Origin of the sequence: Streptomyces sp. NPDC001480 (genome assembly GCF_042894725.1) — a bacterium.
Lineage (GTDB): Bacteria > Actinomycetota > Actinomycetes > Streptomycetales > Streptomycetaceae > Streptomyces.
This window is the reverse complement of sequence record NZ_JBIAVX010000006.1, coordinates 31,621-55,927: the sequence shown is the minus strand read 5'-3', so window position 1 is coordinate 55,927 and position 24,307 is coordinate 31,621. Positions and strand designations below refer to the sequence as shown.

Annotated in this window: 21 protein-coding genes and 1 pseudogene; 17 read left to right on the top strand and 5 right to left on the bottom strand. The window is 69.7% G+C overall.

Going from position 1 to position 24,307, the window contains the following annotated elements; translation table 11 throughout:
• The first annotated feature begins 3 nt into the window (after positions 1-3).
• Positions 4-1,584, top strand: coding sequence for an AMP-binding protein (locus tag ACFY01_RS15745; RefSeq protein ID WP_390736279.1), 1,581 nt, complete (start codon positions 4-6; stop codon positions 1,582-1,584).
• A gap of 45 nt (positions 1,585-1,629) precedes the next feature.
• On the opposite strand, the gene ACFY01_RS15740 is transcribed toward ACFY01_RS15745, so the two are convergent.
• From ACFY01_RS15740 to ACFY01_RS15730, 3 genes are all read right to left on the bottom strand, one after another.
• The gene (locus ACFY01_RS15740) at positions 1,630-2,556 is read right to left on the bottom strand and encodes a LysR family transcriptional regulator (RefSeq protein ID WP_390736278.1); all 927 of its coding nucleotides are present in this window, start codon (positions 2,554-2,556) and stop codon (positions 1,630-1,632) included.
• 974 nt (positions 2,557-3,530) lie between these two features.
• Positions 3,531-4,352 carry a hypothetical protein gene (locus ACFY01_RS15735; protein WP_390736277.1) on the bottom strand — a complete coding sequence of 274 codons (822 nt, stop codon included), beginning with the start codon at positions 4,350-4,352 and terminating at the stop codon, positions 3,531-3,533.
• 48 nt (positions 4,353-4,400) lie between these two features.
• Positions 4,401-5,231, bottom strand: coding sequence for an alpha/beta fold hydrolase (locus tag ACFY01_RS15730; protein WP_390736684.1), 831 nt, complete (start codon positions 5,229-5,231; stop codon positions 4,401-4,403).
• A gap of 440 nt (positions 5,232-5,671) precedes the next feature.
• Between ACFY01_RS15730 and ACFY01_RS15725 the strand changes: the two genes are divergently transcribed.
• The 4 genes from ACFY01_RS15725 (at position 5,672) to ACFY01_RS15710 (ending at position 8,960) form a co-directional block, all read left to right on the top strand.
• Positions 5,672-6,871 carry an acetyl-CoA C-acyltransferase gene (locus ACFY01_RS15725; RefSeq protein WP_390736276.1) on the top strand — a complete coding sequence of 400 codons (1,200 nt, stop codon included), beginning with the start codon at positions 5,672-5,674 and terminating at the stop codon, positions 6,869-6,871.
• A 145-nt stretch (positions 6,872-7,016) separates the two neighbouring features.
• On the top strand, positions 7,017-7,697 hold the full coding sequence (locus ACFY01_RS15720) for an HAD family hydrolase (RefSeq protein ID WP_390736275.1): 681 nt from the start codon (positions 7,017-7,019) through the stop codon (positions 7,695-7,697).
• Positions 7,698-7,877: 180 nt separating this feature from the next.
• On the top strand, positions 7,878-8,150 hold the full coding sequence (locus ACFY01_RS15715; RefSeq protein WP_390736274.1) for an AMP-binding protein: 273 nt from the start codon (positions 7,878-7,880) through the stop codon (positions 8,148-8,150).
• 117 nt (positions 8,151-8,267) lie between these two features.
• Positions 8,268-8,960 (top strand): TetR/AcrR family transcriptional regulator, encoded by a 693-nt coding sequence (locus ACFY01_RS15710; protein ID WP_390736273.1) that lies wholly within the window; start codon positions 8,268-8,270, stop codon positions 8,958-8,960.
• A 306-nt stretch (positions 8,961-9,266) separates the two neighbouring features.
• Here the strand turns inward: ACFY01_RS15710 and ACFY01_RS15705 are convergent, their stop codons facing one another.
• Entirely contained in the window at positions 9,267-9,521 is a 255-nt protein-coding gene (locus ACFY01_RS15705) for a hypothetical protein (RefSeq protein WP_390736272.1), read from the bottom strand.
• A 107-nt stretch (positions 9,522-9,628) separates the two neighbouring features.
• Here ACFY01_RS15705 and ACFY01_RS15700 point away from each other — a divergent pair, with 107 nt between their 5' ends.
• Positions 9,629-10,003 (top strand): DUF2255 family protein, encoded by a 375-nt coding sequence (locus tag ACFY01_RS15700; RefSeq protein WP_390736271.1) that lies wholly within the window; start codon positions 9,629-9,631, stop codon positions 10,001-10,003.
• On the opposite strand, the gene ACFY01_RS15695 is transcribed toward ACFY01_RS15700, so the two are convergent.
• Entirely contained in the window at positions 9,965-12,628 is a 2,664-nt protein-coding gene (locus ACFY01_RS15695; protein WP_390736270.1) for an AAA family ATPase, read from the bottom strand. The genes ACFY01_RS15700 and ACFY01_RS15695 overlap by 39 nt on opposite strands.
• A gap of 141 nt (positions 12,629-12,769) precedes the next feature.
• Here ACFY01_RS15695 and ACFY01_RS15690 point away from each other — a divergent pair, with 141 nt between their 5' ends.
• The 11 genes and pseudogenes from ACFY01_RS15690 to ACFY01_RS15640 all read left to right on the top strand — a co-directional run bounded on the left by ACFY01_RS15690 (position 12,770) and on the right by ACFY01_RS15640 (position 24,293).
• Positions 12,770-14,050, top strand: coding sequence for an MFS transporter (locus tag ACFY01_RS15690; RefSeq protein WP_390736269.1), 1,281 nt, complete (start codon positions 12,770-12,772; stop codon positions 14,048-14,050).
• Positions 14,051-14,053: 3 nt separating this feature from the next.
• Positions 14,054-15,391: a carotenoid oxygenase family protein gene (locus tag ACFY01_RS15685; RefSeq protein ID WP_390736268.1), complete on the top strand. Its 1,338-nt coding sequence runs from the start codon at positions 14,054-14,056 to the stop codon at positions 15,389-15,391.
• 57 nt (positions 15,392-15,448) lie between these two features.
• Entirely contained in the window at positions 15,449-15,886 is a 438-nt protein-coding gene (locus ACFY01_RS15680; RefSeq protein WP_390736267.1) for an ester cyclase, read from the top strand.
• A 223-nt stretch (positions 15,887-16,109) separates the two neighbouring features.
• Positions 16,110-16,365: pseudogene (locus tag ACFY01_RS15675) on the top strand (GH32 C-terminal domain-containing protein); the annotation flags it as partial.
• A 215-nt stretch (positions 16,366-16,580) separates the two neighbouring features.
• A complete protein-coding gene (locus ACFY01_RS15670) occupies positions 16,581-17,459 on the top strand; it encodes a LysR family transcriptional regulator (RefSeq protein ID WP_390736266.1) in 879 nt (292 codons plus the stop codon).
• Positions 17,460-17,614: 155 nt separating this feature from the next.
• Positions 17,615-18,784 (top strand): CaiB/BaiF CoA transferase family protein, encoded by a 1,170-nt coding sequence (locus ACFY01_RS15665; RefSeq protein WP_390736265.1) that lies wholly within the window; start codon positions 17,615-17,617, stop codon positions 18,782-18,784.
• A gap of 26 nt (positions 18,785-18,810) precedes the next feature.
• Entirely contained in the window at positions 18,811-19,581 is a 771-nt protein-coding gene (locus tag ACFY01_RS15660) for a crotonase/enoyl-CoA hydratase family protein (protein WP_390736264.1), read from the top strand.
• Positions 19,582-19,600: 19 nt separating this feature from the next.
• Entirely contained in the window at positions 19,601-20,356 is a 756-nt protein-coding gene (locus ACFY01_RS15655) for an acetoacetate decarboxylase (protein ID WP_390736263.1), read from the top strand.
• A complete protein-coding gene (locus ACFY01_RS15650; RefSeq protein WP_390736262.1) occupies positions 20,353-21,354 on the top strand; it encodes a 3-hydroxyacyl-CoA dehydrogenase NAD-binding domain-containing protein in 1,002 nt (333 codons plus the stop codon). Before ACFY01_RS15655 ends, ACFY01_RS15650 begins: the two co-directional genes overlap by 4 nt.
• Positions 21,351-22,586, top strand: coding sequence for an acyl-CoA dehydrogenase family protein (locus ACFY01_RS15645; protein ID WP_390736261.1), 1,236 nt, complete (start codon positions 21,351-21,353; stop codon positions 22,584-22,586). The genes ACFY01_RS15650 and ACFY01_RS15645 overlap by 4 nt, the downstream gene beginning before the upstream one ends.
• Positions 22,587-22,835: 249 nt before the next feature.
• On the top strand, positions 22,836-24,293 hold the full coding sequence (locus ACFY01_RS15640) for a class I adenylate-forming enzyme family protein (RefSeq protein WP_390736260.1): 1,458 nt from the start codon (positions 22,836-22,838) through the stop codon (positions 24,291-24,293).
• The last annotated feature ends 14 nt before the right edge of the window (positions 24,294-24,307 follow it).

The window sequence follows — 24,307 nt, the reverse complement described above, 5'->3', positions numbered from 1 at the left end:
GACATGCCAACGACTCCCGCACCCGCCGTGAACCACCGGTCCGACGAACGCTTCGACGAGTTCCTCCTGGCCGCCGCGGCCACGCACCCCGACCATCCCGCCGTGGTGGAGTACGCGGACGGCACGCAACGGGTGACGACCTTCCGCGGCCTGCGTGAGGCCGCCGAGCGGTATGCCGCCGAACTGGACCGCTTCGGTCTGCAGATAGGCGACCGCGTCATGATCATTTCTGACATGTCCGCGGAGTCCGTCGCCCTCGTGCTGGCGTGTTCGTCGCGCGGCCTGCCCTTCGTCCCGGTCAGCCCGGAGACGCCGGCCGAACGGCGGGAGACGATCGAGCGGCTGGCCGAGCCCGCGTTGTGCCTGACCGCCGACGGGGGACCGGGGGTGTCCGTGGGGCACGGCAGGTTCGGCGGGGGCGGCATCGAGGTGCCGCGCCCGCCGGTGCGTCGCGAGCGGCTGCGGCGCGCCGTGACGCCGAGCGACACCGCCTACATCATCTTCACGTCGGGCACCACGGGCCGGCCCAAGGGCGTGGTGATGAGCCACCGGTCCGTAGTCGCCTTCTACAGGGGGATGATCGCCGAGGAGTTCGTGTCGGTGGGCGACCGGGTGGCGTCGACGTCCCCGCTCCAGTTCGACTTCTCGCTGCTGGACATCGGCATGGCGCTGGGCAACGGAGCGGCGGTGGCTCCCGTCCCGCGGGCCCTGCTGCGCTGGCCGACGAGGTTCCTCAAGGTGCTGCGCGTCACCGGGGCCACCCACGTCAACGGTGTGCCGTCCATCTGGCGGCAGTCGCTGCGCCATATCCCCGACCAGCTGGCCGAGCTGACCGATCTACGCGGAGTGCTCTTCTGCGGGGAGGAGTTCCCGCCGGGCGAACTGCGCCACCTCCAACGCCTGCGGCCCGGCATCCGTCTGATCAACTGCTATGGGGCGACGGAATCCATGGCAGCCAGTTTCGCCGTGGTCCCCGAGCCGCTGCCGGACGACGTCACGCACCTGTCGATCGGCAACGGACACCGGGGCACCGACATCCTCCTGCTGGACGCCGAGGGGGCACCCGTGCGCGAGGAGGGCATCGTCGGTGAGATGTACCTGCGCAGCCCGGCCCTGATGACCGGCTACTGGGGGGACGTCGAGGCCACGGACGCCGTCCTCGTCTCCGACCCGCTGGAGCCCCGCTCTGGGCAGCGCCTGCTGCGGACCGGTGACCTGGCCTACCGGGACGCCGACGGTGCACTGCGTTTCTGCGGGCGGCGGGACTCCCAGGTGCAGATCCGCGGCAACCGCGTGGAGCCGGCCGAGGTGCAGCGACGGTTGCTGGCCCACCCCGAGGTCTGCGAGGCGGCCGTCGTGGCGTACGAAGGGCCCGACGGTGACGCGGAGTTGAGCGCGTTCGTCGTGCTGGGCGACGGCGCGGCCCCTACGGCCGAGAGCGATCTGCGCGCGTTCTGCCTGCGTTCGATGCCCGCGTACATGGCACCTGGCGTGGTGCGCATCGTGAGAAGCCTCCCCGTCAACCAGCACGGCAAGACCGACCACCGGCAGCTGCTCGCCCAGCTCCTCACGGATGCCGCTTGACCGGCCGACGGGCTCCGTGGCTCCCGCAGCGGCCGCTGGACCCGTTCAGCCCGCGTTGACCACGTCGGACGCGGCCTTCAGCACGGCGCCGAGGGCGGGGTGTCCGACGTCGCCGCGCCGCCACAGCGCCTGCGTGTAGGTGGGGGTGGCGGGTCGCCAGTCCACGACGCGGCGGAGCCGGCCGTCGGCGATGTCCTCGGCCACGGTGACCTCGGGAAGCAGTCCCACGCCTATGCCGCCCTCGGCCATGCGCTTCACCGCGGTGATGGAATCGAGTTTCAGGGTCCGCCCCGCCCGAAGGGTCGATTGGACCTCGGTCAGGAGTACGCCGCAGTGACGGACGTCGAGGTCGGCGGTGACGAGTATCGACGACACCGCCTCCCTGGGGCCCGGGCGTCCTCCGGCCACCAGGGCGAACGGCTCGGGGCAGAGGTCGCAGTGCTCCAGATCCTCGTCCGAACCTGCGCTTCCTATCATGAACACGCAGTCCATCTGCCCGTTGCGGAGCATGGCGAGTGCTTCTTGAGGGGTGGACAACCGCAGCGACACGTCCATGTCCGGATAACGCAGGAGTAAGTATTCGATGAGCGGGAGCAGTCGGTGGTTGATGAGGCTTTCTGACGCACCGACGCAGAATTTCCCCTGCGGCGTGAGAGAGGCGTCCGCGATACGCCGGACGTGACTGCTGAGCCGCATGATCTCGCGGGCCTGATCAAGTATGGAGCGACCGGCTCTCGTCGGACGGACACCGCCGGGCAGGCGCTCCAGCAGGGTCAGACCGAGCGACCGCTCCAGTGCCTTGATGCGATTGGTCACCGTGGGCTGGGTCACTTGGAGCACGATCGCCGCCCGTGTCACACTTCCTGCGTCCACGGCGCCCAGGAATGCCTCGAGATGCCGCGTATCCAATTCTTCCCCCGGGTGAGTCGACTCGTCGAAATATAAGCCGACGCTACGCCGACTTCCTTCCACCGCTCCGTTGTCCTGCCAATCCGGTCACGGTCGTATTCGAGCGGTAATGGTGTCTGCGAGCGTAGCGTCACCCTTCCCCCTCATCAATACGTTTGGTATGTGCCTTGATGGGGAGGAGTCTTTTCTCGGACGGATGATTTCACGTCAGTTCAGTGAAGGCGGACGACCGGTCCGGCGCCCAGGCCCGCACGCCGGATCGCGTGCCTTTCCTGTACCGCAGCTCGGGAGGGCCGGACGTGGTCGTCGGTCGCTCCGTCGGCCGCCCCGGCGCACGTGACGTGGTGCGAATCAAGCCATGTGCTTGGGATGTCGGCCATTGCCTCGGCTTCACCGACCAGTCGGCGCCGCGAAGGCCGCGGTGACACCCGTGCGGGTAGCGGACACGGGTTTCGGCAAGGATTGCGGTGGCCAAGGGAGCGGGCGCCCTGCTGATGCCCGTCAGCCGGAACACATACGCGCCATCCGTTGGGACGTACTTGTAGCAGTAATTGCGGTGGCCGTAGTACGTGTCGCCGTGGAGCAGGAGCCAGCCGCCGGTGCCCTTGCCCACCACGTCGGCCAGTGCCTCCCGCCCGCACCTTGAACAGCCGGTACCGGGGCGGGGGCCAAAGAAGAGCGGCTCGAAGGTGGCCGAGGCCGCGGAGCGAGACCGTTCCTGCGAGCTTCAGGTCCGCCTCAACACTGATCTGGCCCGGATGCCGGTAGACAACACGTCTGTCAAGTGGGTCGAGGACGAGCTTCGCTGGGTGACGGTCGCCCATGTGGGTCTTTCACGCCGTGACATCGGCGGGATCGGCACCGCATCAACGGGCGAAGAGCGGCGAGAACCGGTCGGCAGTGCTGAGTTGCTCAGCCCGGCCCCTGCGGTGTTCGCCCTCACGCCGAAGCAGCCGTCGTTGTCGCGCTCATCGCACAGCAACCACATCGCTACCGTGTTCTGTGGCGCGCACGTCGAACCGGGCCGGCAGACGCTGTCAGCCGAGCTTGAGAAGGCCGGCATCCATGACGGCGCGGCCGAAGGGGCCCGCGAGTTCGGCGAGGCGTTCGCAGTCGGCGTCACCCAGGACGGCGTAGGCGGGAAGGGCCAGGCGGTCGGTGCGGTCCTCGATGTGTCGGCGCAGGAGTACGCCTTCCGAGCTGAGGGAGTCGCCGTCGAGGAGACCTCGCTTGCGCAGGCGCTCCTCGGTGTCGGCCCACTCCTCCTCGGGCCATGCGCGGCTCGCCTTGAGGAAGTCGACGGGAACCTCCCCGGTGGCGGCGTGCAGAATCAAGGACTCCAAGGCTCCGACGCCCTCGCTCAGCAAGCACGCGACATGGCCGTCTCCGCGGAACTCCCGGAGCAGTGTCTGGGCGTGCCACAGTTGCAGTACCGGCTCCTCCGGCCAGGGCAGTGCGGCATGCGCGGCGAACAGCGGGCGTCCCTGCGCCCGTTCGCAGGCCGCCTCGGCGGCTCGGCGGGCCAGCGCGAGGATCTCGTCCAAAGCGGGCAGCTCGTGGATCCCGGCCCGGCGCAGGGCCTCGCTCGCGGCGGCGTGCCGCGCTTCCAGCACCTGCTGCGGCGTCGCCGTGTCCCAGACCCCATCGAGCGCCTTCCGCACGAGATCGGGGTTGAAGTTGTAGAAGGTCGAGATGACCAGCTCAGCGGACGCTTGGCCGAAGGCGGCGCCTCGGGAGGCAAAGTATCCGGCGCGTGCGCTCAGTCCGAGCTCCGCGTACCGTCGCCTTGCCTCCGGGACGAAGTAGATCATGCCGTGCACGGGCTCGAGGCGGCGCCAGGCCGCTCGCGCTGTCTTCATGGGTTCACCATTTTTCGGAGAGCCGACAAGCGGGGCATTCGTCGTGGTTCAGCACACGTCGTGCGCTTGCAGGTGTGCGAGCAGCAGGTGGCTCAGCGTCTCGGGCGCCTCCTCGGGGACCCAGTGGCCGACGCCCTGGAGGGTTTCGAACCGGTAGGGCCCGCTGACCCACTGCCCGGTCTCCTGCGCGGCCGCCGGGCCGAAGGCGCTGTCGTCCGTGCTCCAGACATACAGCGTGGGCACCTCGATGACACCGATCGCGCCGTCGGGGCGGCCGGCCCGGTACCAGTTCAGCGCCGCGGTGAGAGCCCCTGGCTGGGACAGGTGCCAGACGTAGGCCTCGGCACTGGTCTGGGGGACCTTTCCGGAATAGAAGGCGCGAAGTTCCTCGGCGCCGTCGGCGAGCATGCGCTCTTCCGTCGCGGGCGTTTCACGCCAGTCGATCATGTAGTGCGAGCGTTCGCGCTGATCCAGGTCGGTGCGGAGGGTGGTGGCCAGAGCCCGGGGGTGCGGGGTCGAGACAACCGTCAGGGTACGGAGGCGGCCGGGGTGGGCATCGGCGGTCCACCACGCCACCGCGCCGCCCCAGTCATGGCCGACCAGATCGAACGCCGTCCAGCCGAGTTCCTCTGTGATGGCGACCACGTCGTCGACGAGGTCGCCGATGCGGTAGTCCTTGGGCCGCTCGGGGCGGACCCCGGGGGAGTACCCGCGCTGGTCGGGTGCCACCACTCGGTAGCCGTGCGCAGCCAACGCCGCGATCTGACGTTGCCACACCAGCGCCGTCTGCGGGAAGCCGTGCAGCAGCAGCACCGGGCGGCCCTCGGGCGGACCCGCCACGATCGCGTCGAACGTGCCCGCAGCGGTGGAGATGCTCAGCTCGGTCACGACCCACCCCTTCATACCGACTGGTCGGTCAATCTTCTGCGGTGGCGACGGATTGTCAAGGTCGAGGACGCGCGCATTCTCGGGGTGGGCAGCCCCGCACCGCTCTTTTGGCCGGATACCGGCGCGCCGGGCCCGGTGGCATCCGGCCTTGCGGGGCACTGGCGGTGTGGCCGTGCATGGACAAGGGTCTTGTCTCCCGGGCGGCCCATGGTTGAACATGACGTCGGATTCAACTATAACCAACCGGGGTGCCGGTCCCGTCTCCCCTGCGGCCATGCGCATGCCATCGGTAAGCGGCGGTCAAGGCTGTTCGCAGCGGACCGAGTCGGCGTTCGGCACCGCCTACCGGCATTCATCCCGGCTCACGGAGCCCGGGATTCCCACCCGGAGTTCTCGGACGAATCCGGACCGACAGGAACCAGTGAGGCGACATGAGGGAAGCAGTCATCGTTTCGACGGCACGGACGCCGATCGGAAAGGCTTACCGCGGCGCGTTCAACGACACCCAGGCGCAGGAACTTGCTGCTCACGCCCTCTCTCACGCGGTGCGGCGCGCCGGGCTGGAGGGTGGCGAAATCGAGGATGTCGTCTTCGGCTGCGCCGTGCAGCAGGGGTCCTCCGGCGTCAACGTCGCCCGCCAGGCCGTTCTCCGCGCCGGGCTTCCGGACAGCGTGTCCGGGATGACGATCGACCGGCAGTGTTCGTCGGGCCTGATGGCGATTGCGACGGCCGCCAAGCAGATCGTCGGCGACGGCATGCAGGTCGCTGTCGGTGGCGGTGTCGAGTCGATCTCCTTGGTGCAGAACGACCACATGAACACCCACCGTATGGAAGATCCCTGGCTTGTCGAGCACAAGCCGAGTATTTACATGCCGATGCTGCACACGGCGGAGCTCGTCGCCGAACGCTACGGCGTGAGCCGGGAACGTCAGGACGAGTTCGCGCTGATGTCGCAGCAGCGCACCGCAGCGGCCCAGGAGGCCGGCCGGTTCGACCGGGAGATCGTCGCGCTCAACAGCGTCAAGAAGGTCCTCGACAAGCAGTCCGGAGAGGTGCGGGCCGAGGCCGTGACCCTGACCCGGGACGAGGGCAACCGCGCGTCGACCACACTCGATGGCCTGGCCGGATTGGCGCCGGTGCTGCCGGACGGTCAGGTGACCTCGCTTTCCAGCGTGACGGCGGGCAACTCCTCGCAGTTGTCGGACGGGGCTTCGGCGTCGGTGTTGATGGAGTCCAAGGAAGCCGAGCGCCGCGGACTGGAGCCGCTCGGCGTGTACCGGGGCATGGCCGTTGCCGGTTGCGGGCCGGACGAGATGGGGATCGGTCCGGTGTTCGCCATTCCGAAACTGCTGAAGCAGCACAACCTCACCATCGACGACATCGGTCTGTGGGAACTCAACGAGGCGTTCGCCTCCCAGGCGCTGTACTGCCGCGACGAACTGCACATCGACCCGGAGCGGTTCAACGTCAACGGCGGAGCAATCTCGGTCGGCCATCCGTACGGGATGACCGGCGCCCGCTTGGTGGGGCACGCCCTGATCGAGGGCAAGCGCCGCGGTGTCCGCTATGTGGTGATCTCGATGTGCGTCGGCGGCGGGATGGGCGCCGCCGGACTGTTCGAGGTCGCCTGAGGTCCGCGTCCCTGCTGGACGCCGGCAGCGACCGGCCGAGGTCGTGGGCGTCGCCGAATCGATGTGTAGGGGCACGTCCCAGGAGAGCCGAGGACCACGGCTGCCGTTGCGTCGGCCGGTAGCCGGCCGGCTGCGAGAGAGAGGTATGGACACTGTGCCGAACGTGATGGAAAAGGCCCGAACCGCGGTCCTCGTGGACTTCGGCGGGGTCCTCACGTCCAGTGTGTTGCGGGCATTCACCGACTTCGGGGCCTCGCTCGGCGGCGACCCGCGCCTGCCGCTGGACCTCCTCAGCCGGGACCAGCCATCACGCATCCTTCTGGCCGACCACGAGTGCGGCCGTATCGACGCCGAAGCCTTCGAGCGAGGATTCGCCGAGCGTCTCCGCGCCCACGGCGCCGACGTGATGGGCGAGGGGCTCACAGCCCGGATGCAAGCGGGAATGTCGATCGACCAGGACATGCTCACTCTGCTCGATGATCTTCGCGCCGCTGGCTATCCCGTGGCGCTGGTATCCAATTCGTTCGGGACCGGAACCTACGACGGCGTCGACCTCGCCGCTGTGGCGGACGTGGTCGTCATCTCCGCCGTGGTGGGGATCCGCAAGCCTTCGCGGCGGATTTACGCGATCGCATGTGAACGCCTCGGCGTCGACCCCAAGGAGGCGGTCATGATCGACGATCTTCAGCAGAACCTCGACGGAGCGGCGCGGATCGGGATCGGGGGCGTACTCCACACCAGCGCCGCCGACACCCGCCGTCAACTCGCCCAAGGCTTCGGCATCGTTGCCGGAGGGAGTGATCGATCGAGCGGTCGGGCGCAATGAGGATCGGTCATGCCCCCCCGATCGACACCCCCCGGCTGACCGCGGTGCGTGTGCCCGTTCTATGTGAGGTGGGTGCGTTCCTGCCTCGTATCACCGTCGTCCACGGCGAGTGCCCATGACCAGCGTTTTTCGATCCTGTCAGCCGCCACGCGGCCGCCACCCCCGACAGCATCGCGTCGCGTGGCGGTGCGGATCAGCGGACCTACCGGCAACTGCGCGACGCGGGCGCACGGTACGCGGGTGCCCTGGTCGCCGCGGGCTTCTCCCCCGGGGGACCGGGTGCTGTTCGCAGCGCCGTCGGTGCCCGAGTTCGTGGTGGCTTACCTCGGGATCCAGGCAGCGGGCTGTGTCGTGGTGCCGGTCAACACGATGGCCACCCGGGCCGAGGTCGAGTACTCAAGCGGTCCATCGACCGTACCGCTCTCACCCGCGACCCCGCGCTGGGCGACGTAACCGCCAGCCGGCACTGAGCTCTCAACGTGCATACCCACGTGAGTCGCAGCGATTTCGAGCCCTGCGCGTACATGGCCACTTTATGACTCCGGCGTCGGATTCAAGTACAGTCCTGGGATGAATGCCACTGTGCCCGAGGAGAACGACAGCGAGAAGGCACCGCCGATGGCGCCCCTCTCGCAACTCCGCGAGCCGCCGACGACGAAGCGGGGCGCGCGGACACGCGCTGCTTTGGTGGAGGCGGCTCGGAAGGTGTTCGAGCGGGACGGCTACCTGGACACGCGCCTGACCGACATCACCAAAGAGGCTCGATGCGCGTCGGGATCCTTCTACACCTACTTCGCCAACAAGGAAGAGGTGCTTGCCGCCGTCCTCCTGGAGGCGCAGGAAGACATGATGCACCCCGGTATGGGCCGGGTGCAGGGCACCGACGATCCGTATGCGGTCCTTGAGGCGAGCAACCGCGCGTATCTCGAGGCGTACAAACGGAACGCGAAGCTGATGGGGCTGCTTGAGCAGGTCGCACAAGTGGAGTCGGAGTTTCGGGAGTTCCGAAGTCGGCGGGCGGATGCGTTCATCCGCCGCAATGCCCGCGGCATCGCGGACCTGCAGGAGCGGGGTGTCGCGGACCGTGAGGTGGATCCGATGATGGCCTCCCGTGCGCTGTCGGGCATGGTCAGCGTCATGGCCTACAACGCCTTCGTGCTCGGCGAGAGGCAAGAAGAAGATACGCCGGTGGACTTCGAGGAACTCGTGTCCACGGTCACCCGGCTCTGGGCGAACGCCCTGCGGTTCCCCGGCCACCGTTGAGCCGGCAACCCGTGCGGGGCGCGAGTCGGCCGCCCACGACCGCTCAACGGTTCTGGATCCTGGTGCCCGCATCGTGACACCGGGGGATACCCTGTACGGATTCGGGCGGGGACCTCGGCTGCTCACCGTCCGGTGACCCCACCAACGCCCGGACTGACGCTCGGACTTCGGCAGATGCGGCGCGAGCCGCGCCCAACACTCTCCATTTCGCCCGCTGCAGGCTGACACCGCGGCCGTCCACCAACCGCGCTTGGCGCGGGGAAGCGCAGGCCGGTGCGTGCAGGTCTCTTCCCTGCGGCGTCCAGTTCAGTCCCAGAGGGAGATCGCCAGGACCAGGGCGGCGACCGGGATCAGCAGCCACGGCTCGACCAGGACCAGCAGCCCGGTGAAGATCAGGGCGAAGTACGCCAGTGCCTTGGCGGCGCGGCGTTTGGCCTTGTTCTTGGTGCCCGTGTTCTTCTTCGAGCCCTTGTGGTGAGGCGCCTTTGCGCCAGGGGCCGCAAGGGTGTGGGCGTCGGTGTCGATTGCGGTTTCGGGTTGCTTCATGTTGATGTTCGTCATGACCCTCAGCTTCGTCGCGAGAGCACCGCTTTCGCGTCGGCGAAGCCCGCCCATCTAGGTGAAGACCGCCGACGCGTACGTAGTGCCGACTCCGTGAAGGTTGGTCCATGAGCGCCTATATGGATCGTGCGGAGATCGTTTTGTGGGTACGGCAGGCGGATGGCCGGTGGTCGGCCAGGACGGTCTGGGCGGTGGTGCTCGACGGGCAGGCGTATGTCCGCTCGGCTTTCGGGCGGCGCAGTGCCTGGTACCGCCGGGTCTTGCGGCACGCGGACACGGAGGTGGAGGTGGGCAGGGACCGGTTGCGCGTCACCTTCCAGCCGGTGGACGACCCCGAACTCGTCCAGCGTGTCTCCGGTGCCTACCGGGCCAAGTACGGGTTGAGCTGGCCCGGCCCCATGGAGTCGATGAACGGGTCGGAGGCCGCGGCCACCACCATGCGGCTAACGAATGTCAGGCAGGTCTCGCAGTTGCCTGCGTGAGGTGAGTCCGAGCTTGCGGAAGATGTTGCGCAGGTGCGCGTCGACCGTCCGCGGGCTGAGGAACAGCTTCGCCGCCACTTCCTTGGAGGTGGCGCCGTCGGCGACCAGGCGTGCGATGTGCACCTCCTGCATCGTCAGCTGGTCCGATGCCTTCGACGTGCGGCTGCGGGCCTGCTCGCCCGTGGCGCGCAATTCGCCGGCGGCACGCTCGGCGAACGCCTCCAGACCGAGGTCGGACAACGCTTCGTGGGCCGGGCGCAGCGCGGACCGGGCGTCACGCCTTCGGCCCTGGCGGCGCAGCCACTCCCCGTACAGCAGCTGTGCCCGGGCGCGGTAGACGACCAGTGCGCCGTCGTCGAGCAGACCGATCGCCTCCTGGTAGGCGGACTCGTCCTCGGTCACCAGGGCCCGCGCACAGGCCTCGACGCCAAGGCCCCACGCATGCCGGCCCGCTCGCGTGCGCTCCTGGAGGGAGGCGAGGGCCGCGGCGGCGACCTCGGTCTCGCCACATCGCACGGCCGCCTCGACCAACTCGGGCAGGGCGAGGCTCGACGTGCCGACGGCGCCGTTCTCGACCGCTTGCTTCGCGGCGCTCAGCGCGGCCGGGTAGTCGGCGAGGCCGTTGCTGAGCACGGCCGTCGCCCACCGCACGCTGAGGCTCATCCGGTGATCCACCGACGCGAACAGTTCGGCGGCGTCCTTGCGCCGCCCCCGCAACGCGGCCAGGTGCAGACGCGGGTAGACCAGTGGTGCCGCATCGGTGGCGTCGGCGATCGCCTCCTCCTCGGAGATCAGCTCCATGGCGGCACCGAAGTCGCCGGTGTGCACGGTCGCGGCGGCCTGCATGGCGAGTCCTATGGGCAACGCGTGGAAAGAGCCCGACTCTCGGCCGGCCGCGACGGCACGGGCGGCGATGCCGTACAGGGCGTCGCGGTTCCACAGCTCGGTGGCCACCATGAATCCCAGTGACGGCCGCCTCGCCCACACCTCGTGGCCGGCGTCGCCCACGACCGGCCTGAGGATCTTCCCCGCCGCCCGATGCCCGTCTGCGACCAGGCTGGTGAGGCCGGTCAGGACGGTCGTCGCGCCGGACACCGGCTCATCCGATGGTGGGGCTTTCCGTACGGCGTCCACCACTTGGTCGAGGCCGCCGAGCAGGACGCCCATCTCGATGGCGTCCAGATAGCACTCCCGTGACCAGGCGGGATCGGTGGCCGCCAGCCGGGCGGCGGCACGCAGGAGATACTCCGTGGGGCCTTCGTCTCCTCGGCGGCGGGCGAACGACAGCCTGCCGCGGAGCAGGTCGGCCCGGGCGGCCTGGCCCGGATCGTCGGTCCGGACGGTGGTGAGCAGGTCGGCCGCCGTATCGAAGTCGCCCACCGAGAGCTTGGCGTCGACCGCGGCGAGGACCCGCTCGGCGCGTTGGGCCGGACCGATGGTGAGCGCGGCCGCGCGTTCGAGGAAGGCCGCCGCCGCCGCGACACCGCCGCGTTCGCGGGCGCGGGTGGCGGAGGCTTCGAGCTCGGCGGCGACCTGCTCGTCCGGTCCGGCACTGGCCTGGGCGCGATGCCAGGCCCGCCGGTCGGGGTCGGCGACCGGGTCGGACACGGCGGCCAGCGCCTCGTGCGCCCTTCGCCGCTCCTCCGGCGCCGCGGCGTGGTAGGCGGCCGAGCGGGCGAGGGGATGGCTGAACCGGATCCGGGTACCGAACTCGACCAGCGGCACGGTCTCCGCGGCGGCAGCCGCGTCGATGCCCAGGAGTTCGGCCGCGCGCCACAGCAGGCAAGGGTCACCGATCGGATCGGCGGCGGCGACGGTCACCAGCAGCCGGGCCGTCGACGGCAGTAGCTCCAGGCGGGACCGGAAGCTCTGCTCGATCACGCCGGGTACCGAGTCGGGCTGGGCGAATCCGCCCGCCATCCCGCCGAGTCCGGCGGTCCTGGGAAGCTCGACCAGCGCGAGGGGGTTGCCGCGCGCCTCGGCCAGGATGCGGTCGCGCACGTGCTCGTCCAACGGGGCGCGGATCGCCGCCGCCAGCAGCGCGCGGGCATCCGATGCGCCAAGGCCCTGAAGCGAACGGCCGGGCAGCTCGTCCAGCTCGGGCCGGCGGCTCGGCTCGCGCACCGCGAACACGAGGGCGATCGACTCGGCCGAGATCCGGCGGGCCAGGAAGGCCAGCGCCTTGGCCGACGCCTGGTCAAGCCAATGCGCATCGTCGACGACGCAGAGGAGCGGGCGTTCCCGCACGGTCTCCGTCAGAAGACCCAGCGACGCGACGCCGACCAGGAACGGATCGGGTGTGCCGGTGCCGAGGCCGAAGGCGATCTCCAGGGCCTTGCGGTGCCGCGCAGGCAGCGCCGTCAGCCGGTCCGAGACGGACGCGAGCAACTGGTGCAGCGCGGCGAACGGCAGCTCCGTCTCGAACTCGGCGCCGGACGCCCGTATGACGAGGAATCCGGTGGCGGCCTCGTCCAGGTGCCGCAGCAGGGCGCTCTTGCCGATGCCCGGTTCACCGCGCAGGACCAGGGCGCCGCCGCGGCTCTCCCGAGCCGCTTCGAGCAGGGCGTCGAGCTGCCGTATCTCGTCATGACGACCGATCAGCTCATCCGTGTGTGTCGCGGGCATGTCCGAAAACCTATGCGGTCGTGTTGTGCGCCGCAGGGGAATCCAGAACCGGCTCCCTTGGCCCGGAAGCCCTCCCGCAGGGAGTCCTATAGGCAATGACTACCGACGCGAGCCGCGGGAGCCCGCTGCGAGTGTCGAGCCATGACCCGCACCGCAAGGCAACCGACCACCACCGGCTGGACACCGCTGGCGGTTCTTGCCACTGCCCAGTTCCTGGTCGTGCTGAGCACTTCGATCGTGAACGTCGCCCTCCCCCGGATCCGGGCCGGGCTCGATCTGTCGGACACGGGCCAGGCGTGGACGATCAACGCGTACGTACTGGTCTTCGGCGCGCTGTTGCTGCCGGGCGGGCGCGCCGGCGACGTATACGGCCTTCGTCGCGTGTTTCTGCTGGGTACCGGCCTGTTCGCACTCTCCTCCCTGGGCGCGGCACTGGCCCCCACAGCGATCGTGCTGATCGCCGGCAGGGCGGTGCAGGGAATCGGCGCCGCGCTGCTGGCGCCCACGGCGCTGGCCCTCGTCCTCACGACCTATACCGACAGGGAGCGGCGTGGCATCGCGCTCGGGGTGTGGGGCGCGGTCTCCGGTGCCGGCGGCGCGGCAGGCGTGCTGCTGAGCGGGCTGCTCACCGGCCTGTACGGCTGGCGTTCGGTGTTCGTCGTGATGGTGCCCCTCGCCCTGGCCGCCCTGGTGGCCACCTGGCTGCTGGTCGGAGCCGACCGGCCACGCGGCGGAAGCCTGGACGCGCCGGGCGCGGTGACGGTGACGGCAGGACTGGTCGCACTCACCTACGGCCTGTCCGGCCCCTGGCCGCTAGCCGTGATCGGTCTGGCGTTGCTCGGCCTGTTCGTGGTGCTCCAGCGCCGCTCCGCCGACCCGTTGCTGCCGGCGCGCATGAAGATCGTGGCGGTGCCCAACGTGCTGATGGCCCTGCTGGGCGCGGTGTGGCTCGGCCTGTTCTACTTCCTCCCCCTCTACCAGCAACGAGCCCTGGGCTACTCGCCCTTGGAGGCAGGGCTGACCCAGCTTCCCCTCGCCCTCATGATCACTCTCTCGTCCTGGGGCACCGGCAAAGTCTCCGGCCGCTACGTGCTCCCCGTGGGCCTGCTGGTCCTCGCGGCCGGACTGGCCTGGCTGTCCCGGACCCCGGCCGACGGCACCTTCCCTGTAGACCTGCTCGTTCCGACGCTCCTCATCGGCATCGGCCTTGGCGTGGCGTTCGTCCGGCTCACCGCGATGTCCTCCGCGGGCGTCCCGGCCGCCGACAGCGGCCTGGCCGGTGGGCTGGTCAACGCCACCCGGCAGATCGGCGGAGCCACCGGCCTGTCGTTCATGACCCTGCTCCCCTCCTACGGAGCGGCCTTCCTGGCCTGCGCCGCCCTGACCCTGCTCATCTCGGCTCTCTCGACGCGAAAGGCCTGAACCATGACCCTGGACAAGCCGTACATCAACGGCCACTTCACCCCCGTCACCGACGAGATCACCGGCCGCGAGCTGACGGTGCGCGGCACGCTGCCGCCCGAGCTGAACGGTCGCTACCTCCGCAACGGCCACAACCCCAAGCCAGGCATCACCCCCACCCACTGGTTCCGCGGCGAGGGCATGATCCACGGCGTCCGCCTCACGGGCGGCCGGGCCGAGTGGTACCGCAATCGCTGGGTGCGCACCCCCTTCCTGGACGGCGTGCCCTTCACCGGAACCGAGCTCGAGGTCAGCGCCGCCGCCACCAACATCATCTTTCACGGGGGCCGCTACCTGGCGCTGCAGGAAGCCAACCTGCCCTGGGAGGTCAGCGCCGACCTCGACACGATCGGCGTGCACGACTTCGGCGGCAAGCTCACCAGCGCGATGACCGCCCATCCCAAAGAGGACCCGGCAACCGGCGAGCTGCACTTCTTCAGCTACAGCCCGTTCCCGCCGTACCTGACCTACTACGTGGCCGACGCCTCCGGCGACATCGTCAAGTCGGAGGTCATCGACGGCTCCGGCCCCTCGCTCATGCACGACTTCGCCATCACCCGCGAGCACGTCGTCTTCATCAACTCGCCAGTGGTGTTCGACCACGCCGAGCATTCCGGCATCCCCTACCGCTGGCACGATGACGTCCCGCTGCGCATCGGCGTGATGCCCCGCGCCGGGGGCGGGACCACCTGGTTCGAGGTGGCCGACCAAGCGGCACTGTTGCACGTCACCAACGCCTACACCGACGCGCAGGGCCGGATCGTGCTCGAAGCACCGAGCTTCGACCGTTCCGCCTGGGAGAACTCGTGGAAGTGGTGGGTCGGCGCTCCCGGTTACGGCACCAGCCCCGACGCCGGCTCCACCTTCTACCGGTGGATCATGGACCCGGCCACGGGCAAGGTCATCACTGAGTCCCTCAACGACCTGGCCACCGAGTTCCCGTCGATCAACGACACCCACACCGGTTCGGCCTACCGCTACAGCTACGCCATCGCCTTCCCCGGCGCGGGCCTGTCGGGCTACCACACCGTCAAGTTCGACACACGGTCAGGCCAGGAGAAGCTGCTCGCGCACGGCGAGGGCCGCATGCCCGGCGAGGCCGTCTTCGCACCCGCCGAAGGCGGGACCGCCGAGGACGACGGCTACCTGCTCACCATCGTCAGCGATCTCAAGGCCGACGCCTCGGAGCTGCTCGTCCTGGACGCCGGCGACCTGAGCACCGTGGCAGCCGTCGAACTCCCCCGCAGGGTGCCCGCCGGCATCCACGGCCACTGGATCCCCGACCCCGAACTGCCTGCCTGACCGATCCCAGCCGCCGCATGTACTGCAAGAAACCCATGACCACGAAGGAGAGCTGCCATGTCCGCTTCCGCCAACGCCCTGCTCGCCGAGCCGTGGAAGGCCCTGTGGAACAACGACCTGTCCCAGACCGACAAGATCGTCGCCCCTGACTTCGTCGCGCACGCCGCCCCCATCACCGGTTCCGGCGATGACACCGTGCACGGCCGCGAGGGCCTGAACGGCTGGGTGGCCAGCATCCACACCATCCTGCGCGACCTCAGCTTCGAGATCACGGTCGGGCCGATCGCCACTGACGACTACCTGGTGGTCCGCTGGGCAGCCGAAGGCACCTACGCCGGAGGCTTCCCGGGAGCGTCCGACGATGCCGTGGGCAACCGCGTCCGTTTCACCGGCACCGACACCCTGCTGGTCAAGGACGGCATGCTCGCCGAGTACTGGGCCAACGCCGACAGCCTGCTGTTCGTGCGGCAACTCGGTGTCCGGGAACTGATCTGAACAGCGCCCAGCCCGTCTGCCGGAGCCGCCCGCGCCGCACTGTCACCAGTTCGGCGCGGCTGGGCCCGGCCCCTACATCCGACCGGTCCGCGAACGACCCCACCCGAGAAGGGCGCAGGCCATGCCAACGCGCTCCTGGCCCGCCACGTCACCGCCGCCCCGGTCCTGCCCGCAGACCTTGCGAATTCCGTCCCTGCCCGGACCGAGGACAGCAGGGGAGTCCCTCAACCGCGGTTACACCGTCAGCCCCGACACCTCCGGCCGCCGACAGGAGAGCCGGACGCCCCTCGTCATCTCTGCCCGCACGGTCCGCCCGGCGCGTCCTCGTCGACCGCACGTCCGTCGAGATGTTCGTCGGCGACGGCCGGGACGTGCACTCGACCGAGGCCTTCCCCCACCCGTCCGACCCAGAACTGGCGCTGTTCACGATCGGCGGGCAGGCGGTCTTCCGGAACACGATGACCCGGGGGTTCACAGTCTGCCTCGACGTCAGGTGGCCCGAACCGCCGAGGCGGCCGACGACCGGCGGGCTCTCCGTCCCGAGGCAAGCAAGACACCCAGCCCACTGGCGGGATCAGATCCAGCACCGTACGTGCCGCAGCGGCCTCCGCCTTCGGAGATCCTGCGACCGAGGATTCCCGCCGTGGGTAGGGTGAAGGGCGTGGACATGCTGCACCTGCGCTACTTCGTCGCCGTGGCCGAGGAACTCAACTTCTCGCAGGCGGCGCGCAGACTGCACATGGCGGCTTCTCCGCTCAGTCAGCGGATCAAGGACCTCGAACGGGAACTCGGTCACGAGCTCTTCGAGCGCACCACCCACCGCGTCGATCTGACCCCGGCGGGTGCCGCTCTGCTGCCGATGGCGCGCGACGTCCTGGAGCGCGTCAATTCGATCCCGTGGCGGCTGAGCGAGGCGGTGCGTCCGCGGCTGGACACGCTGTTCATCGGGATGCCCGCCGGGGTGCACCCGCTGCTGCGCGAGCGGGTCGAGTTGCTGGAGGACGCGTGCCGTGAGGTGTGCGAACTCAAGCGCTGGCCCGGCACGTCGGCGGACCTGGCGGACGCGGTGCGCGACGGCAGGCTGCCCATGGCGCTGGCCCGGCTGCCGGTCTCCGACCCGGCGTTGGAGATCATGGAGGTGATGCACGAGGTGCTGGGGGCCGCGGTGCCGGCCGATCGGTTCGCGGGGCGGGCGTCGGTCACCCTGGAGGAGCTGGCCGACCTGTCGTACGTGGGGACGCCGAACGACGCCACCCCGGCCTATTTCGAGGAAATCGATGCCCGTCTTAATTCGGTCGGCGTCAAGAAGAGAATCCGCATCAATATGGCGGACTATGCCGGAAGCTCGGAACTGATCTCTTCCGGCATCGCGTTTTCGATGACCATGCTCTCGCCGGGAAGTCCCATGCACCTGTACCGGTTGGACAACGTGGCCGTGCTGCCGGTCGAGGACTTCCAACCCACTCTGGTCACCGGCCTGTTGTTCCGCGCTGACCGGGCGGGCACCGGCGGCGATCTGAGTGAGGTAGCTGTCCTGGCCCGCCGGATCTTCGATGAGGTCATCACCGTCTGACCGATTTCCGTAGGCCCGTTTCCGTGGAATGCGGAATGGGTGTGACCACTGCGGTCATACCCTTGTTCGCCACTTGATCGTTCCCTTCCGGTTCGTTCATGCATAACGTCGTCGGTGGAAATATTTGCGACGAAAATACTGCGTGAACAGGAGTGATGATGGACATCACGTCCGCCGGCCCCACAGGCCCGCTGGACGGCGTGCGGGTGATCGATCTGTCAACGGTGGTGATGGGACCCTACGCGGCGCAGATCCTGGGCGACCTCGGTGCCGACGTCATCAAGATCGAGTCCCCGTCCGACACCGTTCGGGTGGGCCCGTACCGCAGCACGCCGGGCATGACCCCGCTGAACCTCAACGTCAACCGCAACAAGCGCAGCGTGATGCTGAACCTCAAAGGCGACGCCGACCGCGCACGGGCCCTCGAACTGATCGACAGCGCCGACGTGCTGGTCACCAACATGCGCCCGGGCGCGCTCGCCCGCCTGGGCCTTGGCCACGCCGACATCGCCGCCCGCAACCCCGGCCTGGTCTACGCCCATGCCCAGGGATTCCGCAACGACTCCGACCGGGCCGGCAACGCGGCCTACGACGAGACCGTGCAGGCCGCCTCCGGTCTGGTGGACGTGACCAACCGGGCGCTGGGCACCCCGGCGTACCTGCCGACGATCATCGGAGACAAGGTATGCGCGCTGACCATCGTCTACTCGGTGCTCGCCGCGCTGGTCCACCGTGACCGCACCGGCACCGGCCAGTACGTCGAGATCCCGATGACCGACACGCTCATCGCGTTCAACCTCGTCGAGCACCTGGCGGGCCATGTCTTCGAACCGCCAGAGGGGCCGACCGGGTTCCCGCTGTCGATGAAGCGGGGGCACCGCGCGGTGCCCACCAGGGACGGCCTGGCCTGCGTCATGCCGTACAACCCGCAGAACTTCCGGGACTTCTTCCTCGCCGCCGACCGTGCCGATCTCGCCGTGGACCGGCGGGTCAACGGCGAGTCCATCGCCGACGACGACGTCGATGCCCTGATGGAGCTGGTAGGGGAGTGCTCGCCGAGCCTGACCACCGGGGAGTGGGAGCGGGTCTGCGCCGAGCACAGCATCCCGATGGCGCCCGTGCTCGAACTCGACCGGGCCGCCGAGGACCCGTACGTGCGCGGCGGCCGGCTGCTCGACGTGGTGGACCACCCCAGCGAGGGCGCCATCCGCTCGCTCGGCATCCCGGTGCGGTTCTCCGCCACTCCGGGTTCGGTCCGCCGGCTCGCCCCGCTGCCCGGCCAGCACACCGAAGAGGTCTTCCAGGAACTGGCAGCAGGCCGCTGACCGGCCGTCGAGCAAGGACGTACACCATGCACAGCACCACCGAGGTGCGGACCGAGACCACCGGTTCCGCACTGCTCATCACCATCGACCGGCCGAAGGCGCGCAACGCGGTCAACGCGGCCGTCGCCCGAGGACTGTCCGCGGCCCTCGACCAGTTGGAGGCGGACCCCTGCCTGCGGGCCGGCGTGCTCACCGGTGCCGACGGCACGTTCAGCGCCGGAATGGACCTCAAGGCCGCGCTGGCCGGTGAATCGCCCGAGATTCCCGGGCGCGGCTTCGGCGGCCTGACCCAGGCCCGCACGACCAAGCCGCTGATCGCCGCCGTCGAGGGCTGGGCCATGGGAGGCGGGTTCGAACTGGCCCTGGCCTGCGATCTGATCGTCGCCGCGGGCGATGCCCGGTTCGGCCTGCCCGAGGTCAGCCGCGGGCTGATCGCGGCGGGCGGCGGAGTGATCCGGCTGCCCAAGCGCATCCCGTACCACCTGGCCATGGAACTGCTGGTGACCGGCGAACCGGTCACCGGCGAACGGGCCGGCCGGCTGGGCATCGCCAATCGTGTCGTGCCGTCCGGGGAAACGGTCGCCGCCGCCCTGCAGTTGGCCGAGCGGATCGCGCGGAACGCCCCGCTGGCACTGGCCGCCGTCAAGGAACTCGTCCGCGCCGCCGACGGCGCGCCCGAGGAGGAGGCGTTCGCCGTGCAGGCGGGGCAGATGGCCCGGCTCGCCGCCTCCGCCGACGTGACCGAGGGCATGACCGCCTTCACCGAGCGCCGCTCCCCGGTCTGGCAGGGCCGGTAGGCCAGAGGGAGAACACACGATGCATCAGTACGACATACCCCGGCACATCGCGACGCCGCTGACCAACCCGGCCTATCCGCCGGTCGTGCCGCGCTTCACCAACCGCGAGTATCTCAACATCGTCTACCGCACCGACCACGAGGCACTGCGCGCCGTCGTGCCCGAACCGCTGGAGATCGACGAGCCGCTGGTGCGCTTCGAGGTCATGCGCATGGGTGACGTCAGCGGATACGGACCGTACACCGAGTCCGGCCAGGCGATCCCGGTCCGTCACGAAGGCGAGCGGGGCGAGTACCTGCACGCGATGTACCTGGACAACCTTCCGGCCATCACGTCCGGCCGCGAGGCCAGTGCCTATCCCAAGACCGCCGGATCGCCCGCCCTCTACGTCGACCACGGAGCGCTGGTCGGTGTCCTCGACGTCGGCACGCTGCGGGTGGCGACCGCCACGATGGGCTACAAGCACTACGAGCTGTCGGTCGAGGAGGCCGTGGCTCAGGTCGGCGTGCCGACCTACATGCTCAAGCTGGTACCCGGGTTCGACGGGGCGCCGCAGGTGGCGCAGTTGGTGCGCAGCGAGACCGCCGACATCACGGTGAAGGGCGCCTGGACCGGCCCCGCCCGGCTGCAGCTCTTCGAGCACGTGCTGGCCCCGCTGGCCGATCTGCCGGTGCGTGAGGTTGTCTCCGCCAGCCACATCCTGACCGACCTGACCCTGGCGCCGGTCAAGCCCGTCCACGACTACCTGGCCCACCCCGCCCAACTCGCGCGGTGAACACGGCCACGGCAGAAGGAAGAGCAGAGGGAAGACACGTGATGACCGAGCCATTCACGACCGCCGCGGTGGTCGGCGCCGGGACGATCGGCCTGTCCTGGGCCGCGCTCTTCGCCGGCCACGGCATGCGGGTACGCGTCACCGACCCGCGGCCGGATCTGGCCGAGGCGGTCGCCGAGGCGCTCGACCGGACGTCCGGGCAGCTGGCCGCGCAGGGCATGGACGCGCACGGACTCGCCGAGCGGGTGCACATCGCCGACGACCTCGCCGACGCGGTGCGCGACGCCGACATCGTCCAGGAGAACGGGCCGGAGAACGCCGACTTCAAGCGGGAGTTGTTCACCACTTTGGTCGGTGCGGCCCCCGCGCACGCGCTGCTGCTCAGTTCCTCCTCGGCGATCCCCGCCACGGCGTTCACCGACACCATCGAGGAGGCCGACCGCATCCTGATCGGCCACCCCTTCAACCCGCCCCACCTGGTGCCGCTGGTGGAGGTGGTGCCGGGGGAGCGTACCTCCGAGGAGAGCGTGGTGCGGGCCGTGGACTTCTACCGCTTCGTCGGCCGGGTCCCGGTTGTGGAACGCAAGGAGATCCCCGGCTTCGTCGGCAACCGCCTGCAGAACGCCCTCAGTCGGGAGGCGATCTACCTGGTCGAACAGGGCGTCGTCAGCCCCGCGGAGCTGGACACCGTGATGGTGAACTCGCTCGGCCTGCGCTGGGCGACGGTCGGACCGTTCCTCGGCGCGCACCTCGGCGGCGGTCCCGGGGGCTACCGGCACATGGCCGAGCACATCGGCGTGTCGATGCAGAGGATGTGGGACTCGCTCGGCCGCCCGGAGCAGAGCCCCGAACAGACCGAACGGCTCGTCGCGGCCGTCGAGGACGCCTACGGCTGCCGTTCCTACGCCGACCTGGCCCGGGAACGCGACGCCAAGCAGATCGCCGTGCTGTCCGCCCGGGACAGCGCCACCAGCCTGGAGAAGGAGCCCCGGTCATGACCGCCCTGCTGCCCGAGAAGGCATCCGAGAAGGCTTCCGAGAAGGCCTGCGCCGACGAGCGGTTGGCCGCGGACTTCTACGACTTCGAGTCGCTGCTGCCGCCGGACGAGCGCGAACTGCTGCTGCGCGCGCGGTCGTTCATGCGCACCGAGGTCAAGCCGCTGGTCAACGAGTACTGGGCGAAGGGGGAGTTCCCTCGCGAGCTCATCGTCAAATTCCGCGAGCTGGGACTGGCCGGTGTCCCCTACGAGGGGTACGGCGACCCCCTGCCCGCCGGAAGCAACCTGCTGGTCGGCATGCTCTCGATGGAGTACACCCGCACCGACGCCTCCAGCGCCACCTTCTTCGGCGTGCACAGCGGCCTGGCGATGTACAGCATCTACCGCGGTGGCGACCAGGAGCAGCGGGACCGCTGGCTGCCCTCGATGGCCGCGCTGGAGACCATCGGCGCCTTCGCGATGACCGAGCCGCTCGGCGGCTCCGACGTGGGCGGGGGCATGCGCACCACGGCCCGCTGGGACGGCGAGAACTGGGTGCTCAACGGCGCCAAGCGGTGGATCGGCAACGCCACCTTCGCCGACCTGGTGGTCGTCTGGGCCCGCGATGAGGCGGACGACAAGGTCAAGGGCTTCGTGGTGGAGAAGGGCACCCCGGGCTTCTCCCCGGTGAAGATCGAGAACAAGATCGCGTTCAGGATCGTGGAGAACGCCGAGATCACCCTGACCGACGTCAAGGTGCCCGAGGCCAACCGGCTGCAGCGCATCAACTCCTTCCGTGACGTGGCGGAGATCCTCCGCGCCACCCGCAGCGGGGTCGCCTGGCAGGCACTCGGCGTGATGATCGGCGCCTATGAGCTGGCGCTCCACTACGCCAAGGAACGCGAGCAGTTCGGCCGCCCGATCGCACGCTTCCAGATGGTGCAGGACCTGCTGGTCAAGAGCCTCGGCAACATCACCGCCTGCTGGGGCATGCTGGTCCGGCTCGCCCGGCTGCAGGACGCCGGCGTCTTCCGCGACGAGCACTCCTCGCTGGCGAAGGCGTACGTCACCTCGCGGATGCGTGAGGTGGTCGCGTGGTGCCGCGAGATCTTCGGCGGCAACGGCATCGTGCTCGACTACGACATCGCCCGGTTCTTCGCCGACGCCGAGGCGATCTACTCGTTCGAAGGCACCCGCGAGATGAACACCCTCATCGTCGGAAAGGCCGTCACCGGCGAGAGCGCCTTCGTCTGACCCGGACGCCCCACGGCCCCGCGCCGGCCCCGAGTGAAGCGTGCCTCGGGGCCGGCGCGGACCAGTTCCCGCGTACCGCCCGGCTTCGTGCGCCGCGCACAACTCCGGCCGCGAGCGTCGTCGTCCGCGCCCATGGGCCGCGAAGCCCGCCGATTCGTACCGTCTCTCCTCATGTACCGGACATCCGTCCCGCGTCGGGACGGGCCTCCCGTCCGCCCTACGTCCGTCGACGTACCACGAGGAGCCGACATGCACATCGCGGAACTGCCAGATCTGCGGGCCCGCCGGGACCCGGACGGTCCTTTCGCAGCCGACGGGACGTCGGCCCTGGACAACGCGGCGTTCGCCCGCCGGGTCCGCCGGGCTGCGGCGGTCCTACGGGCGCGGGGGATCGGGCGCGGGGACGTGGTGGCCCTTCTGCTGCCCAACACGGTGGACTTCGTCGTCGCGCTCTTCGCCGCCTGGCGACTCGGCGCGGCGGTGACCCCGGTCAACCCGGCGCTCACCGAGCACGAGGTGCGGTACCAGCTCGGCGACGCAGGGGCCGCGGTGGTCCTCACCACGGAGCCGTCGCCACACGCCGGGACGCTCACGGTGGCCGAACTGCGTGCCGCGGCGCAGGACATGACCGCACCGCAGACGGACGCGGACGCGCTCGCCCTGCTGATCTACACCAGCGGAAGCACCGGGCGCCCCAAGGGGGTCATGCTCGACCACGCCAACCTCGCCGCCATGGCGGGCATGATGATCGAGGCTGCCCGGCTCTCCGAGGCCGACCACAGCCTTCTGGTCCTGCCGCTCTTCCACGTCAATGGGATCGTGGTCGGCGTGCTGTCCCCGCTGCTGGCCGGCGGCCGGGTCACGGTGGCCGGAAGGTTTCGGGCCGAGACCTTCTTCGACCTGATCGCCACCGCCCGCCCGACCTGCTTCTCCGCGGTCCCGGCGATCTACTCGATGCTCGCCGAACTGCCGGACCACGTACGGCCGGACACCTCGTCGGTGCGGTTCGCCGCCTGCGGGGCGGCCCCGATGCCGCCCGCGCTCATCAAGCGGTTCGAGCGCCGCTACGGCATCCCTGTCCTGGAGGGCTACGGCCTCACCGAGGGCACCTGCGCCTCCACCACCAACCCGCTGGACGGCCCGCGCAAGCCCGGCACGGTCGGACGGCCACTGCCCGGCCAGCAGGTCGCCGTGATGGACGCGCACGGCCGGATCGTCCCGGCGGGCGAGACCGGCGAAGTGGTCGTCCGCGGTCCCAACGTGATGCGCGGCTACCTGGGCCGCCCGGAGGAAACCGCCCGCGCAGTGGTCGACGGCTGGCTGCACACGGGCGATGTCGGCCGCTTCGACGAGGACGGCTGTCTGGTGCTGCTCGACCGCATCAAGGACCTGATCATCCGAGGCGGCGAGAACATCTATCCCAAGGAGGTCGAGACCGTCCTCGGCGACCACCCCGATGTGCTCGAAGCCGCCGTGGTGGGCGCCGCCGAGCCGCGGCTCGGCGAAGTACCGGTGGCGTTCGTGGCGTTGCGCCCCGGCGCGGCGACCGACACGGGCGAACTGCTCCACCACTGCCGGGCCCGGCTGGCCCGGTTCAAGGTACCCACCGCGATCACCTTCGTCGACCGGCTGCCCAGGAATCCCGTCGGCAAGACGGACAAGCCCGCGCTGCGGGCCAGGACCGCCGCCGTCACCGTGGCCGGCTGAACAGGGGAGGGAGA